The following is a 14578-nucleotide window of genomic DNA, read 5'->3' on the forward strand; positions in this document are numbered from 1 at the left end:
GGATAAGACCGTTGAAGTGTTGAGGGGAGGGGGCGCGTAAGCAGCGGAACCGCTTGTAGAAAACAAAAAAGCCTCGCATAAATGCGAGGCTTTTCTTCCGTGACTTTTGCCTTCGTCCGGCTGAAACCAAGATTATTTAATCTTGGTTTCCTTGTAGTCAACGTGCTTACGGACGACCGGATCAAATTTCTTGATCAGCATCTTTTCCGGCATGTTGCGTTTGTTCTTCGTCGTCGTGTAGAAGTGACCCGTGCCTGCGGTCGATTCCAGCTTGATCTTGTCGCGTGCGCCTTTCGCCATGATTTACTCCTTAGGCTTCACCGCGTGCGCGCAGATCTGCGAGCACAGCGTCGATACCGTTCTTGTCGATCAAGCGCAGACCGGCGTTCGAAATGCGCAGACGCACGAAACGGTTTTCGCTTTCCACCCAGATACGGCGGCTTTGCAGGTTCGGCAGGAACCGGCGCTTGGTTTTGTTGTTCGCGTGGGAAACGTTGTTGCCGCTCATCGGCGCTTTCCCAGTTACTTGGCATACGCGTGCCATGAGAGCACTCCTAATACGCTAATTCTGAGTTCGAACGCCGTGAAAGTTTCCCGAAAAGAGCCGCGCTTAAGTGTGAGAACTAGAGACGCTTGACCTTTCCGGAACGCCTTAATGGCTTCGGAACAGGGGGTTGGAAATAGGCAAACCGGAATTATAGCGGAAAAAAAGCCGCAAAATCAAACCTTATTTGCGATGCCGGACACGACGATATCGAGCGCTGGCCCTGGTTCGGCCTCTGTCATGGCCAGCCGGCGCGGGCGAACGAGTAAACGTTGTCGGCGCCGATCACCAGATGATCGACCAACTGCACGTCGATCAACGCGAGCGCGTCGCGCAGCGTGTGCGTCAGGCGGCAATCGCTCGCGCTGGGCTGCACGGCGCCGGAAGGGTGGTTATGCGCGACGATCAGGCTGGCTGCATTGAGGCAGAGTGCGCGCCGCACGATTTCGCGCGGATATACCGCCATGCGCGTGAGCGTGCCCTGCGCGCTTTCCTCGCATCGTATCAGTCGATGCCGGGCGTCGAGAAAAAGCGAAACGAAAACCTCTTGCGGACGCCCGCCGATCAGCAGGCGAAGGTAGTTCTCGACGTCTTCAGGGGAATTCATCAGCGTGCGTTTGCGCATTTTGTCGACCAGCGAGCGGCGCGCCATTTCCATGATCGCGAGCAGTTGCGCCTTTTTCGCCGGCCCCATGCCGCGGATGCCGTCGAAATCCGTGTAAGTCGCGTCGAGCATGGTGCGCAGCGAGCCAAAACGGTCGAGCAATGCCTGCGCGATGCTGAAAACGTCCCGATCAGGCAGGCCCGAGCCGAGTATCAGCGCGATCATCTCGGCGTCGGACAGCACGCCGGGCCCCTGCTTGATCAGGCGCTCGCGGGGCATGTCGTTTTTAAGCCATCTCCCGCGTAGCAGGGATGCCTTCTTTGGCGTCCGGGGCGGCGGCTGTTGTGGCGGCGGTAACGCCCGCGGAAAAACCGCGTCCACCGGCGCTTCGTCGATCGTACCGACGTGATCGTGCATATATATAGACTCCTCCGCTTTGGGCATGGCTGCCGCGCAATGCCGCGGTCATGCCCCTACGCGCGCGACGGACCCAAGCCGCCGCCCGCTATGTGGCTTACAATAGGCGCTTTGCGCACGGCACCCCGACGGTTTGCCACACGCGTCGACTGCGCCAGCGGCGCACGCGTGCAGCGCGCTTCGACCGAGCGAGCATTGCATGAGCATCATCGACATTTCCGAAGTGAAAGCGGGTTCACACGTGACGCTTCACTACCGGCTTTCCCTTGCCGATGGCGCCGAAGTCATCAATACCTTCAACGACAAGCCGGCTACGCTGCTGCTCGGCGCCGGTCAACTGGCGCCGCCGCTGGAAGACATTTTGCTGGGTTTGAAGGTCGGCCACCATTCGACCTTTCAGCTAGCGCCGGGTCAGGCGTTTGGTCCGCGCAATCCGGAGCTGATCCAGCGTGTGTCGCTGGCCACGCTGCGCGAAAACAGCATGATCGGAGAGGATTTTTCGCCGGGCGATCTGGTCGAATTCAACGCGCCGGGTGGCGGCCGCTACGCTGGCGTGCTGAAAGAAGTCGGCGAGACCTCCGCGCTGTTCGATTTCAACCATCCGCTTGCCGGCCAGGCGCTGGCGTTTGAAGTGAAAATCATCGGGATTCTGTAAACATGAGCATCACGGATACGACCCTTGCCGAAACCGAGATCCTGCTGGCGCAGCCGCGCGGGTTCTGCGCCGGCGTCGATCGAGCTATCGAGATCGTCGAGCGCGCCATCAAGCTGCATGGTTCCCCTATCTACGTGCGCCACGAAATCGTCCATAACGCATACGTGGTCGAAGATCTGCGCAAGAAGGGCGCGATTTTTATCGAACGGCTCGAAGAAGTGCCGGCCGGCAACACGGTGATTTTCAGCGCGCATGGCGTGTCGAAGGCGGTGCGTTCGGAAGCCGAATCGCGCGGTCTGCGCGTGTACGACGCCACGTGTCCGCTGGTGACCAAGGTCCATATCGAAGTCGCGAAGATGCGCCAGGACGGTTTCGACATCGTCATGATCGGCCACAAAGGTCACCCGGAAGTCGAGGGCACCATGGGGCAGGCGGGCGAGGGCATGCATCTGGTCGAAGACATCGAAGACGTGCTGGCTTTGCAACTGGCCGACCCCGAGCGGATCGCGTTCGTCACGCAAACCACCTTGTCAGTCGACGACGCCGCGCAGATCATCGGTGCGTTGAAAGCCAAATACCCGTCCATCCGCGAGCCGAAGAAGCAGGACATCTGCTACGCCACGCAAAATCGCCAGGACGCCGTGAAGTTCATGGCGCCGCAGTGCGATGTGGTGATCGTGGTCGGCAGCCCGAACAGCTCGAACTCCAACCGTCTGCGCGAGCTGGCCGAAAAACTCGGCGTGCCTGCCTATATGGTGGATTCGCCCGATCAGATCGATCCGGTCTGGGTCGAAGGCAAGCGCCGCATTGGTGTCACCGCGGGCGCGTCGGCGCCGGAGGTGCTGGCGCAGGCAGTGATCGCCCGTTTGCGTGAGCTGGGCGTGCGCAATGTTCGCGCGCTCGAAGGCATCGAAGAAAACATCGCGTTTCCGTTGCCGCGCGGGTTGGGTCTCCCAGCCTGAGTTTGTCGCCTGACAATCAGCTAACGAAACTGAAAGAAAAGCGCGCCTTAGGGTGCGCTTTTTTTATGTCCGTAATTTGGCAAACGCACAATAAATAAAGTGCCAGATCATCGGGCAATGCCGGTTTGAGTGTCCTTGCGCACAAATTATTTTGAACCGGCATTCAATTTTTTATCAAATTTCCATTGATCGGTCCCCGTTTTATGGCGACTAAATGAGTTGCAGTGATTTTTGACGCACTAAAATAGTGCGCAGGCTTTGATTAGTATGGAAACGTAATACTTAACGCAAAGCGCGGTGCAATCGGCTGTTGCGCCAATTCGCTGCAACACTTGATGCGACTGGGTTCAACGGTGGTGCAACTGATGCACGAAAAATAGTCGCAACCGGGTTGCGCCTATTTGGGAAATAAGCTTCCAAAATAAGGTTGCAATGCAGGAAAACCCTGTCGTTTCAACAATATTGCCCATCGCAAAATTGGAGTTACAATGCGCGCGTTCTCAAGGCCTTAAGGTCCCGAACAATGGATTTTGCAAGGCGCGGGAGACCTACTTAATGCGAGTCAAGTTTGCTTACGCTGTGTCCATCGCGGCCGCGGTTGCGATGTTGACCGCGTGCGGCAAGAAACAGGATGGTGAGGCGGGAGCGGGAGCATCGGCGGCTGTGGTGGCATCGGCGCCGGCAACTGAAGAAGCGACCGTCGTCAGGATTGGTCATGCGGCCCCTTTGACGGGCGGTATCGCCCATCTGGGGAAAGACAATGAAAACGGCGCGCGTCTCGCGGTCGAGGAAATCAACAAACAGGGTTTGACGATCGACGGCCACAAGATCCAGCTTGAGCTCGATGCGCAAGACGACGCGGCAGACCCGAAAACGGGCACCGCGGTCGCGCAGAAGCTCGTTGACGATCACGTGGTCGCGGTAGTCGGGCATCTGAACTCGGGCGTATCGATCCCGGCGTCGAAGATTTATAGCGATGCGAGCATCGTGCAGATCTCGCCGTCGTCGACCAACCCTGCGTATACACAACAGGGGTTCAAGACGACCTACCGGGTCGTCGCGACCGACGCACAACAGGGGCCGGCGCTCGCCAATTACGCCACGAAGGCGCTGGGCGCCAAACGCATCGCGATCGTCGACGATGCAACCGCCTACGGTAAGGGGCTCGCGGATGAATTCGCGAAGACCGTAGAAGCGAGCGGGGCGAAGGTCGTCGCACGGGAGGCGACGAACGACAAGGCCACGGATTTCCGGGCCATCCTCACGAAGATCAAGAGTGTTCGGCCGGACGTGATCATGTTCGGCGGCATGGACGCGACGGGCGGGCCGTTCACCAAACAGGCGGCGGCGCTCGGTATCAGGGCAAAAATCCTTGGCGGCGACGGCGTGTGTACCGACAAGGTGGGTGAGCTGGCGGGAACCGCCGTGCAAAACCTGGTCTGTTCGGAAGCAGGACTCGCGCTTTCGAAAATGGACAAGGGAGCGGACTTCGAGCAGAAGTACGAGGACCGTTTCCACACGCCGGTGCAGATTTACGCGCCGTTCACGTATGACGCTGTGTACGTGATCGTCGATGCAATGAAGCGCGCTAATTCGATCGAGGCGCCCAAGGTGCTGGCTGCGATGCCGTCGACCGACTACAACGGGGTAATCGGTCACATCGCGTTCGACGACAAGGGTGATTTGAAAGAGGGCGCCATTACGCTTTACGACTTCAAGGACGGCAAGAAATCCGTTCTCGACGTGGTGAAGATGTGATGACGGGACGTTCAGCCTGACGGCACCGAAACCACCCAACGGTGCCGTTTTTGCATCCGCTTAAGGCGAGCTGGCAACCGCATCACGGTTGCAGGGCAAACCGGCAGCGGATAACCCTTACCGGTCTTTTACATCAGTACCCGCAGTGCCATTGAGTTTCCGTGCAGCATCACCGCCCACCGGCTGATGAAGAACGCGAATCCAGTCGCACGGGCTAAGGAGCATTAAATGGATATCTTCATCCAGCAGATCCTAAACGGACTGGTGCTTGGCAGCGTTTATGCCATCATCGCACTGGGCTATACGATGGTTTACGGCATCTTGGGCATCATCAACTTCGCTCACGGCGACGTGTTGATGGTGGGCGCGATGGTCGCGCTCTCAGCCATAGGCGTGCTGCAGAATCACTTCCCCGGCCTCGGCAACGTGCCGACGCTGATCATTGCGCTGATCATCGCGGCGGTTGTGTGCGCGGCGGTCGGCTATACGATCGAGCGCGTGGCCTACCGGCCGTTGCGTAAAGCGCCGCGTCTCGCGCCGCTGATTACCGCGATCGGTGTGTCGATCCTGCTGCAGACGCTGGCCATGATGATCTGGTCGCGCAACCCGCTGCCGTTCCCCCAGTTGCTGCCGACCGATCCGCTGAACGTGATCAAGGCCACCGACACGACGCCTGGCGCAGTGATCTCGGTGACTGAAATCGTCATCATCGTGGTTGCGTTCCTCGTGATGGGCGGCCTGCTGCTGCTGGTGCACAAGACCAAGCTCGGCCGTGCGATGCGCGCCATCGCCGAGAACCCGGGCAACGCGTCGCTGATGGGCGTGAACCCGAACTTCGTGATCTCGGCCACCTTCATGATCGGCTCGGCGCTCGCCGCTCTCGCCGGCGTGATGATCGCGTCCGAATACGGCAACGCTCACTTCTATATGGGTTTCATCCCCGGCCTGAAGGCCTTTACCGCGGCAGTGCTCGGCGGCATCGGCAATCTCGGCGGCGCGATGGTGGGCGGCGTGCTGCTCGGCCTGATCGAACAGTTGGGCGCGGGTTACATCGGCAATCTGACTGGCGGTGTGTTCGGCAGTAACTATCAGGACGTGTTTGCGTTCATCGTGCTGATCATCGTGCTGGTGTTCCGTCCGTCGGGCCTGCTCGGCGAACGTGTTGCGGATCGCGCCTGATCCAGGGAGAAAAAAAGATGACCTCAATTCAACCGATCGAGCCGTCCACGACGCTCATCCCTGAAAAGAACCGCACGAAGACCTGGACCGTCGGCATCATCACCGCGTTCTTCGTGATCGCGGCGCCGATGATCATCGGCACGGCCGGTGGCAATTACTGGGTTCGCGTGCTCGACTTCGCGATGCTGTACGTGATGCTCGCGCTCGGCCTGAACGTGGTGGTCGGCTTCGCCGGCCTGCTCGATTTGGGCTACATCGCGTTCTACGCGGTCGGCGCTTACACGTCAGCGCTGCTGAGCTCGCCGCACCTGTCGTCGCAGTTCGAGTGGATCGCGCATCTCGCGCCGAATGGGCTGCACGTGCCGTTCCTGATCATCGTGCCGTGCGCGATGGCGGTTGCCGCGCTGTTCGGCGTGCTGCTCGGCGCACCGACGCTGCGTCTGCGAGGCGACTACCTCGCCATCGTGACGTTGGGCTTCGGGGAAATCGTGCGGATTTTCCTGAACAACCTCGACCGTCCGGTGAACATCACCAACGGCCCGAAGGGGATCACCGCGATTGACCCGGTGCACGTGGGCGACTTCAGCCTCGCGCAAACGCACTCGCTGTTCGGCTTCCAGTTTCCAACGGTGTACTCGTACTACTACCTGTTTGTGATCGGCGCATTGCTCGTGATCTGGGTGTGTACGCGTTTGCAGCACTCGCGTATCGGCCGTGCATGGGCGGCGATCCGCGAAGACGAAATCGCTGCGAAGGCAATGGGCATCAACACCCGCAACGTGAAACTGCTGGCGTTCGCGATGGGCGCGTCGTTCGGCGGTCTGTCGGGCGCGATGTTCGGTTCGTTCCAGGGCTTCGTGTCGCCGGAATCGTTCACGCTGCCTGAGTCGATCGTCGTGCTGGCCTGCGTGGTGCTAGGCGGTATGGGCCACATTCCAGGCGTGATTCTCGGCGCGGTGCTGCTCGCGGTGTTGCCGGAATTCCTGCGCTCGACGATGGGTCCGCTGCAGAACATGATCTTCGGCCACGAAATCGTCGACACGGAAGTGATCCGTCAGCTGGTCTACGCACTCGCAATGGTGCTGATCATGCTGTATCGCTCGGAAGGCTTGTGGCCGTCGCCCAAGCATGAAGACAAGATTGCGAAACTGTCGAAACGCAGCGGCAAGAAGCCGGTGCGGGCGTAATTCACCGGGGACAACAACATGAGCGACAACATTCGACTTTCGGTGAAAGGCGTCAACAAACGCTTCGGCGGTTTGCAAGCTTTGTCCGACGTTGGGCTTGAGATCAGATCCGGCCAGATTTACGGGCTGATCGGTCCGAACGGCGCGGGCAAGACGACCTTCTTCAATGTGATTACCGGGCTGTACACGCCGGATTCAGGCGAGTTCAAACTCGACGGCACGCCGTACACGCCGACCGCTGTTTATCAAGTCGCGCAAGCGGGGATTGCGCGGACGTTCCAGAACATCCGTCTGTTCGGCGGCATGACCGCGCTGGAAAACGTGATGGTCGGCCGTCACGTGCGCACGAAGCACGGCCTGATCGGCGCGGTGTTCCAGACGCCGTCCGAACGCAAGGAAGAACGCGAGATCAAGGAGCGCGCGATCGAACTGCTGGACTACGTCGGCATTGCGCAGTACGCGGACTACACGTCGCGCAATCTGTCGTACGGCCACCAGCGTCGTCTGGAAATTGCGCGCGCGCTGGCAACGGATCCGAAGCTGCTCGCACTCGACGAACCGGCTGCCGGCATGAACGCAACGGAAAAGGTCGAGCTGACCAAGCTGCTCGACAAGATCCGTTCCGACGGCAAGACGATTCTGTTGATCGAACACGACGTGAAACTCGTGATGGGTTTGTGCAACCAGATGACGGTGCTCGACTACGGCAAGGTGATTGCACAAGGTCTGCCGCAAGACGTGCAGAAGGATCCGAAGGTGATCGAGGCTTACCTCGGCGCGGGAGTTCATTAATGGCAGCGACTATGGCAACGAGCGCAAATACCCCGATGCTCAAGATCAAGGGGCTGCAGGTCAATTACGGCGGCATTCAGGCCGTGAAAGGTATCGACCTGCAAGTGGAGCAGGGCGAACTGGTCACGCTGATCGGCGCGAACGGCGCGGGCAAGACCACGACGATGAAGGCGATCACGGGTCTGAAGCCGTACACGATCGGCGACATCGAGTACATGGGCGAGTCGATCAAGGGCATCCCGCCGCATCTGCTTCTGAAGAGAGGCCTGGCGATGGTGCCGGAAGGCCGCGGCATCTTCGCGCGGATGTCGATCGTCGAGAACATGCAGATGGGGGCTTATCTGCGTACCGACACGGACGGCATCAAGGCGGACGTCGATCGGATGTTCGGCTTTTTCCCGCGTCTGAAGGAACGTGCTGCGCAATACGCGGGCACGCTGTCGGGTGGCGAGCAGCAGATGCTGGCGATGGCGCGCGCGATCATCTCGCGTCCGAAGCTGTTGCTGCTGGACGAACCGTCGATGGGTCTGTCGCCGATCATGGTCGAGAAGATCTTCGAAGTGGTGCGCGCGATTTCGGCTGAAGGGATGACCGTGCTGCTGGTCGAGCAGAACGCGCGTCTGGCGTTGCAGGCGGCGAATCGCGGCTACGTGATGGACTCGGGTCTGGTCACGATGTCGGGTGACGCGAAGCAGATGCTGGATGATCCGAAGGTGCGTGCAGCGTATCTGGGCGAATAGCCCGCGTACCCGTACCGACGAAAAAAGCCGCCTGCGTGTCAACACGCAGGCGGCTTTTTCTATTGCGGCAAGCGGCGGCGATTTCTTAACCCGCCGCTGCCACCGTTGTTGCCGTGACGGGATCGGCCAGCTCACCCAGGCGCTTGCCAAGACTGATCACCGGATCGGCACGATAGCCGAGCGACTCGTAAAACGCTCGCAGATCGGTCTTTGCCGACAAAATCTGCAAATTCAACTTCGGGCATCCGAGCCCGGTCAACACCTTCTCGACATGCGCAATGAGACGCGTGCCAATGCCATGACGACGCAGCGACTCATCGACCGCGAGCGAATACATCCAGCCCCGGTGTCCGTCGTATCCGCCCATCACCGTGCCGACGATACGCTCGTCAAGCACCGCGACAAAGAACAGTTCCGGCTGCGTCGCCAGCTTGTTGGCAATCGACAGATGCGGATTACGCTGCGGCCGCGTCACGTCCCGATACTCGGGGAACGCTTGTTGCCACAACGCGATCACGGCATCGGTGTCGTTCGCGTCGAAGCGGCGGATCGATAGTGTCGCGCTGGTCGTCATCGGCGTGGTCCGTTTGATTACAGCGAGTCGAGGATCGAACGCAGCATCGTCATCATCTGGTCGATCTCTTCGTTCGTCACATTCAGCGCGGGCATGAAGCGCAGCAGGTTCGGACGCGCCGCGTTCAGCAGCAGGCCGTCGGGCTGCATGTCGCGCGCCTTCTCGACGATCAGTGGACCATTGTCGTTGTCGAGCAGCAGCGCGCGCAGCAGGCCTTCGCCACGCTCGCCCTTGAAGCCGCGTTCCGCCGACAACTCCAGCAGCTTCGAGCGCAGGTATTCGCCGCGCGCACGCACGCCTTCGAGGAAGCCCGGTGCGGTCAGTTGCGAGATCACCGAATAGCCGACCGCGGTCATCAACGGATTGCCGTTGTAGGTGCCGCCCTGATCGCCGGCTTCGAACACCGCGACTTCCGCTTTCGACAACAACGCTGCCAGCGGCACGCCGCCGCCGATACCCTTGCCGAGCGTCATGATGTCCGGCTCGATACCCGACAACTCGTACGCGAAGAGGGTACCCGCACGGCCGCAGCCGCTCTGCACTTCGTCGACGATCAGCAGCAGGTTGTGCTTCTTCGTCAGTTCGCGCAGTTGCTGCATGAATTCTTTCGTCGCCGGAATCACGCCGCCTTCGCCCTGAATCGGTTCCAGCATCACCGCAACCGTCTTCGCGTTGATCAGCTTTTCAACCGACGCGATGTCGTTCAGATCCGCCTTCGGGAAACCCGGCACTTGCGGTGCGTAGATCGTGTCCCAGCCCGGCTTGCCGCTCGCCGACATCGTGGCGATCGTGCGGCCGTGGAAGCTGTGATCGAACGTGATGATTTCGAACGCGCCGTCCTTGAACTTTTTGCCCCACTTGCGCGCGAGCTTGATTGCGCCTTCGTTCGCTTCGGCGCCGCTGTTCGCGAAGAACACCTTGTCGAAGCAGCTGTGTTGCGTGAGCAGGCCGGCGAGCTTCGCCATCGGCTCGTTGTAGAAGGCCGGCGACGGGTTCAGCAGCAGCTTCGCCTGCGTGTTCAGCGCTTCGATCATGCCGTCGTTGCAATGACCGAGACTGTTGACCGCCCAACCCTGGATGAAGTCCAGATATCGCTTGCCGGTATTGTCGTAAAGCCACGAGCCCTTGCCGTGCGTGAAAACGATTTCGGGCCGGTTCGTGATGTACATCAGCGACTCGATCGGATACTCATTGAAATTCATGACGGCAAGCTCCAGACAACGGGGGTGAAGGTAGATGACGGATTGGCCTTGCAGCAAACAACGGCCGGAAAAACAGAAAAGCCACGGCATGCCGTGGCTTTCATGATTCGAACAGCTTGCGCCTTGTGTAGCGCGAATCCGTGACGAAGCCAGCGGCGTCCCTAGGGGAGCGGCGAGCGGCGACGTCGGAGTTCGGACTGGATGCGGTTCATGCGCGAAAGAATACGACAATAAAAGCGCCGGTGTAAACCATGAATTTTCACAGAAGCGCGGCAAAACGGATTTTTACGCGACTGTCGTCAGGCTGACACGGTATGCGCGAACGGCCTGTTGGGTATTTCAAACAGGCCGTTTTTTGTTCAATCAGCGCGCTTAAACCGCGTTTGCCAGATCGGCTGCGCTGGTGAACGAGTCAGCGTAGAACTCGTCTTCCGGCAGCTTGTGATGCTGGGTGAAATCGCGTTGCGCCGACTCGACCATGACCGGTGCGCCGCACGCATACACCTGATACGCGGACAGATCCGGCAGATCTTCGATCACCGCGCGATGCACGAAACCGACACGGCCGGTCCACGCGTCGCCCGCGTCCGGTTCCGACAGCACCGGCACGAACTTGAAGTTCGGAATCTCACGCGCCCATTGTTCGGCGAGTTCGAGCAGATACAGGTCTTTCTTGCGACGCGCGCCCCAGTACAGCGTCATCGGGCGATTCAGGTTCTTGAACACCGCGTGCTCGACGATCGCCTTCAGCGGCGCGAAGCCCGTGCCCGACGCCAGCAGCACGATCGGCTTGTCGGAGTCTTCACGCAGGAAGAACGTGCCGAGCGGTGCTTCGAAGCGCAGGATGTCGCGCTCTTTCATCGTGTTGAACACGTGATCGGTGAACGCGCCGCCCGGCATGTGACGGATGTGCAGTTCGATCGGGCCTTCGGTATGCGGCGCGTTCGCCATCGAATAGCTGCGACGCTTGCCGTCTTTCAGAATGAATTCGAGGTACTGGCCGGCCAGATATTGCAGACGTTCGTTGGCGGGCAATTGCAGCTTCACGACGATCACGTCGTCGGCCTTGCGCTCGATGGCGTTCACGCGGCACGGCAGCTTCTTGACCTGCACGTCGCCGACACCGGCCACTTCGCGGATGTCCACTTCGAGATCGGTGCAGGCGGTCGCGCAGCACAGCAGCGCGAGACCACGGGTCTTTTCGTCGTTCGACAAGGCCGACGACGAATGCGGGCGCTGTTCGATTTCGCCGCTGACCACGGCGCCCTTGCACGAACCGCAGGCGCCGTTCTTGCAGCCGTACGGCAGGCCGATGCCCTGGCGCAACGCGGCGCTCAGCAGCGGTTCGTCCTGTTCTACCTGAAACTGCCGGCCGCTTTGCCGGAGCGTGACGTTAAATGCCATAGAGTGTTCGAAATCGTAAAGTCGGGAATCGTTATAGGAGCATCGCACCCGCCGCATCAATCGGGCGATACCTGAGGCGCCGATACCTGGCGCGCCTGACGGCTACAATGCGTCCACCATGAAAGCGACACGAAACTTCCGCCGGCCGCGCGTGTTAATCGTAGGTTGCGGCGATGTCGGCATGCGTTGCCTGCCCTTGCTGCAGCCTCGCGCGCATATTTTTGCGCTGACCAGCCACGCCGGACGCTGCGCCGAATTGCGCGCCGCAGGCGTGACACCGCTGGTTGGCGATCTCGACGTGCGCCGCAGCCTCAAACGGCTCGCGGGCCTCGCGCCGACGGTGCTGCACCTCGCGCCACCGCAAAAAACCGGCGACGACGACAGCCGTACCCGCGCATTGCTCGCCACGCTCGGCGCGCGCCGCGGCGGTGTGCTGCGGGCCTCGTCGGCCTCCGCAATCACGCCGGTAGGGCGCCTGCGCCGCGAGTCGTGCCGCGTTCGTGCTCACTTTCGCGCCTCGTGGGCGGAATCTGAGACAGCCGGTATTGTACCCGACAGGGGGTACCGGACCGCCGCTTCGCAGGCACCCGTCAAGCTGGTCTATGCGAGCACGACGGGCGTCTATGGCGATTGCGGCGGCGCGTGGATCGACGAAACGCGTGCGGTGCAGCCGGCCAACGGACGCGCCAAACGGCGGGTGTCGGCAGAACGGCAATTGCGGCGCGCGACAGCTCACGGCAGCGTGATTGCCAGCATCGCGCGAATTCCCGGCATTTATGCGGGCAACCGTCTGCCGCTCGCGCGACTCGAAAAGGGCACGCCCGCGCTGAGCGAGTCCGACGACGTCTATACCAATCACATTCATGCCGACGACCTGGCCGCGATCCTCGTGCGCCTCATCACGCACGGCAAACCGTCACGCGTGATTCACGCGTCCGACGATTCGTCGCTGAAAATGGGCGAGTATTTCGATGAAGTGGCCGATGCTTTCGGCCTCGCGCGTCCGCCGCGCATCACCCGCGCGCAGGCTGAAGAGCAGATCGATCCGAACCTGCTGTCGTTCATGCGCGAATCGAGGCGGCTCGTGAACCGGCGCTTGAAACAGGAATTGCGCGTGCAATTGCGGTTTCCGAGCGTGGAGGATTTCTTGCGAGTGAGTGGGAAGGGGTGAAGGCTGACGCGCGAGCCGTATTGGACGTGCTGGTCGCGCATCGATTTCGGACGAAGGCCGCATGGAAGGGTTGCCGCGATTCAACGCGTTGAACTGCGCGGACGCGCAACGCTAGCTGGCGGGCAAAAAACACAGCAAAAGCACTAAAAAAAACACCGCAAAAACCCGCCATCCCGAGCATGGCCCGGTTATTGGGTGGCCCCGTCGCACTGCTTCAACGCAGTGGCCTCACGGCGGCACGGCGTCGCGAACGCCAACGCCAACGCCAATTAAGACTCACGTCAGCGTCGGCAGGAATTCGAGCAGCAGGAAACACAGCATCCCGCCAATAAGCGCGCCGATCAGGTTCGGATGGTATTTGTGCCGTATCCGCATGACGACCGCCAGTCCGCCGACCAGCAGCAGTCCAAGACAAATAAAAGCAATCATCACCTGCGAGATCGCGGCAGTGCTGTCGATGTGCATGGCGCCCCTCCTTGAAACCCTTTGTAGTCATTTGTGAAATGAGTATAGGGCGACCTGTAAGGAGAATCATGTTGCAAAGCAGCAGTCGCAGCATCGCGCAGACGGCCGGAGAGCGGCCACCAGCAAGCTTCTCCTGTCACATCAAGGTGTTGCGAAGATGCCGCCGCACGCCTACCGGTTTACCCGCTCCGTAAAGAACCGAGGTCGTTTTCGTCGAGCCATTGCCATGCGCCGGGCGCCAGCGTGGACGGCAACGCCAGTCCGCCGACCCGCTCGCGATGCAGCGCTTCGCAACGGTTGCCCGAGGCCGCGATCATCCGTTTGACCTGGTGATATTTGCCTTCCATCACGGTGAGCGCCAGCGTGCGCTCGTCGCGTGCTTCGGCGTTGACGGCCGCAACCGCCTTGGTTTCGCCGTGCAGCAATACGCCATCGCGCAGCGCCTGCAATTGCGTGTCGTCGAGCGGATGACGCGTGGTCGCGACGTACACCTTCGGCACCTTGCGTTTCGGCGACGTGAACAGGTGCACGAATTTGCCGTCGTCGGAAAGCAGCAGCAGGCCGGTGGTGTCCTGATCGAGCCGGCCCACGCATTGCACGCCGCGCTCCGCGAATTGCGGCGGCAGCAGGCTGAACACGCTCAGATGATGTTGCGGATCGCGCGAACATTCGTAGCCGGCGGGCTTGTTCAACAGCAGATAAGCGTGCTCGCGATACGGCCAGTCGACGCCATCCACGTTGAAGCGGAAGGTGTCGTCGAGGACGGGGAAGTCGGCGTCGGCGTCGGTGCATACCGTGCCGCTGATGCTCACGCGAGCGTCGGCAACGAGCGCGCGGCATTGACGTCGCGAGCCGAAACCTTGAGTGAAGAGGAGGCTTTCGAGATTCATGGCGAGCGAAGAATAACACCGCAAGAAGCGAGGC

At 60.5% G+C, this 14578-nt stretch carries 16 protein-coding genes; 8 read left to right on the forward strand and 8 right to left on the reverse strand.

Features of this window, described 5'->3' with window-relative positions; all coding sequences use genetic code 11:
• Positions 1 to 132: 132 nt before the first annotated feature.
• The 3 genes from rpmG to radC all read right to left on the reverse strand — a co-directional run bounded on the left by rpmG (position 133) and on the right by radC (position 1565).
• The gene (rpmG, locus tag LMG28727_RS29325) at positions 133 to 300 is read right to left on the reverse strand and encodes a 50S ribosomal protein L33 (RefSeq protein WP_006050116.1); all 168 of its coding nucleotides are present in this window, start codon (positions 298 to 300) and stop codon (positions 133 to 135) included.
• A gap of 10 nt (positions 301 to 310) precedes the next feature.
• Positions 311 to 544 (reverse strand): 50S ribosomal protein L28, encoded by a 234-nt coding sequence (rpmB, locus tag LMG28727_RS29330; protein ID WP_064268656.1) that lies wholly within the window; start codon positions 542 to 544, stop codon positions 311 to 313.
• A gap of 238 nt (positions 545 to 782) precedes the next feature.
• Complete coding sequence (gene radC / locus LMG28727_RS29335; RefSeq protein WP_201645832.1) at positions 783 to 1565, reverse strand: RadC family protein; 783 nt, start codon at positions 1563 to 1565, stop codon at positions 783 to 785.
• Between the two features lie 199 nt (positions 1566 to 1764).
• Between radC and LMG28727_RS29340 the strand changes: the two genes are divergently transcribed.
• The 7 genes from LMG28727_RS29340 (at position 1765) to LMG28727_RS29370 (ending at position 8838) form a co-directional block, all read left to right on the forward strand.
• On the forward strand, positions 1765 to 2220 hold the full coding sequence (locus LMG28727_RS29340) for an FKBP-type peptidyl-prolyl cis-trans isomerase (protein WP_201645833.1): 456 nt from the start codon (positions 1765 to 1767) through the stop codon (positions 2218 to 2220).
• Between the two features lie 2 nt (positions 2221 to 2222).
• Entirely contained in the window at positions 2223 to 3182 is a 960-nt protein-coding gene (gene ispH, locus LMG28727_RS29345; RefSeq protein ID WP_201645834.1) for a 4-hydroxy-3-methylbut-2-enyl diphosphate reductase, read from the forward strand.
• A 555-nt stretch (positions 3183 to 3737) separates the two neighbouring features.
• Entirely contained in the window at positions 3738 to 4940 is a 1203-nt protein-coding gene (locus LMG28727_RS29350; protein ID WP_201645835.1) for a branched-chain amino acid ABC transporter substrate-binding protein, read from the forward strand.
• Positions 4941 to 5168: 228 nt separating this feature from the next.
• Positions 5169 to 6119 carry a branched-chain amino acid ABC transporter permease gene (locus tag LMG28727_RS29355; protein ID WP_201645836.1) on the forward strand — a complete coding sequence of 317 codons (951 nt, stop codon included), beginning with the start codon at positions 5169 to 5171 and terminating at the stop codon, positions 6117 to 6119.
• A 17-nt stretch (positions 6120 to 6136) separates the two neighbouring features.
• Positions 6137 to 7306 carry a branched-chain amino acid ABC transporter permease gene (locus tag LMG28727_RS29360; protein ID WP_201645837.1) on the forward strand — a complete coding sequence of 390 codons (1170 nt, stop codon included), beginning with the start codon at positions 6137 to 6139 and terminating at the stop codon, positions 7304 to 7306.
• Positions 7307 to 7324: 18 nt separating this feature from the next.
• The gene (locus LMG28727_RS29365; protein WP_201645838.1) at positions 7325 to 8098 is read left to right on the forward strand and encodes an ABC transporter ATP-binding protein; all 774 of its coding nucleotides are present in this window, start codon (positions 7325 to 7327) and stop codon (positions 8096 to 8098) included.
• 35 nt (positions 8099 to 8133) lie between these two features.
• Positions 8134 to 8838, forward strand: a complete 705-nt coding sequence (locus LMG28727_RS29370) for an ABC transporter ATP-binding protein (RefSeq protein ID WP_201645889.1) — start codon at positions 8134 to 8136, stop codon at positions 8836 to 8838.
• An 85-nt stretch (positions 8839 to 8923) separates the two neighbouring features.
• Here LMG28727_RS29370 and LMG28727_RS29375 read toward each other — a convergent pair whose 3' ends face one another.
• The 3 genes from LMG28727_RS29375 to LMG28727_RS29385 all read right to left on the reverse strand — a co-directional run bounded on the left by LMG28727_RS29375 (position 8924) and on the right by LMG28727_RS29385 (position 12018).
• A complete protein-coding gene (locus LMG28727_RS29375) occupies positions 8924 to 9412 on the reverse strand; it encodes a GNAT family acetyltransferase (RefSeq protein ID WP_201645839.1) in 489 nt (162 codons plus the stop codon).
• Positions 9413 to 9429: 17 nt separating this feature from the next.
• Positions 9430 to 10614 carry an acetylornithine transaminase gene (locus tag LMG28727_RS29380; RefSeq protein WP_201645840.1) on the reverse strand — a complete coding sequence of 395 codons (1185 nt, stop codon included), beginning with the start codon at positions 10612 to 10614 and terminating at the stop codon, positions 9430 to 9432.
• Positions 10615 to 10986: 372 nt separating this feature from the next.
• Positions 10987 to 12018 (reverse strand): CDP-6-deoxy-delta-3,4-glucoseen reductase, encoded by a 1032-nt coding sequence (locus tag LMG28727_RS29385; protein WP_201645841.1) that lies wholly within the window; start codon positions 12016 to 12018, stop codon positions 10987 to 10989.
• Between the two features lie 118 nt (positions 12019 to 12136).
• Between LMG28727_RS29385 and LMG28727_RS29390 the strand changes: the two genes are divergently transcribed.
• Positions 12137 to 13189 (forward strand): Rossmann-fold NAD(P)-binding domain-containing protein, encoded by a 1053-nt coding sequence (locus LMG28727_RS29390; RefSeq protein WP_201645842.1) that lies wholly within the window; start codon positions 12137 to 12139, stop codon positions 13187 to 13189.
• Positions 13190 to 13465: 276 nt separating this feature from the next.
• Here LMG28727_RS29390 and LMG28727_RS29395 read toward each other — a convergent pair whose 3' ends face one another.
• Both LMG28727_RS29395 and LMG28727_RS29400 read right to left on the reverse strand, forming a co-directional pair.
• Positions 13466 to 13654 (reverse strand): hypothetical protein, encoded by a 189-nt coding sequence (locus LMG28727_RS29395; RefSeq protein WP_201645843.1) that lies wholly within the window; start codon positions 13652 to 13654, stop codon positions 13466 to 13468.
• 179 nt (positions 13655 to 13833) lie between these two features.
• A complete protein-coding gene (locus LMG28727_RS29400) occupies positions 13834 to 14544 on the reverse strand; it encodes a 16S rRNA pseudouridine(516) synthase (RefSeq protein ID WP_201645844.1) in 711 nt (236 codons plus the stop codon).
• Positions 14545 to 14578: the final 34 nt, after the last annotated feature.

The organism is Paraburkholderia metrosideri (genome assembly GCF_904848625.1).
Lineage (GTDB): Bacteria > Pseudomonadota > Gammaproteobacteria > Burkholderiales > Burkholderiaceae > Paraburkholderia > Paraburkholderia metrosideri.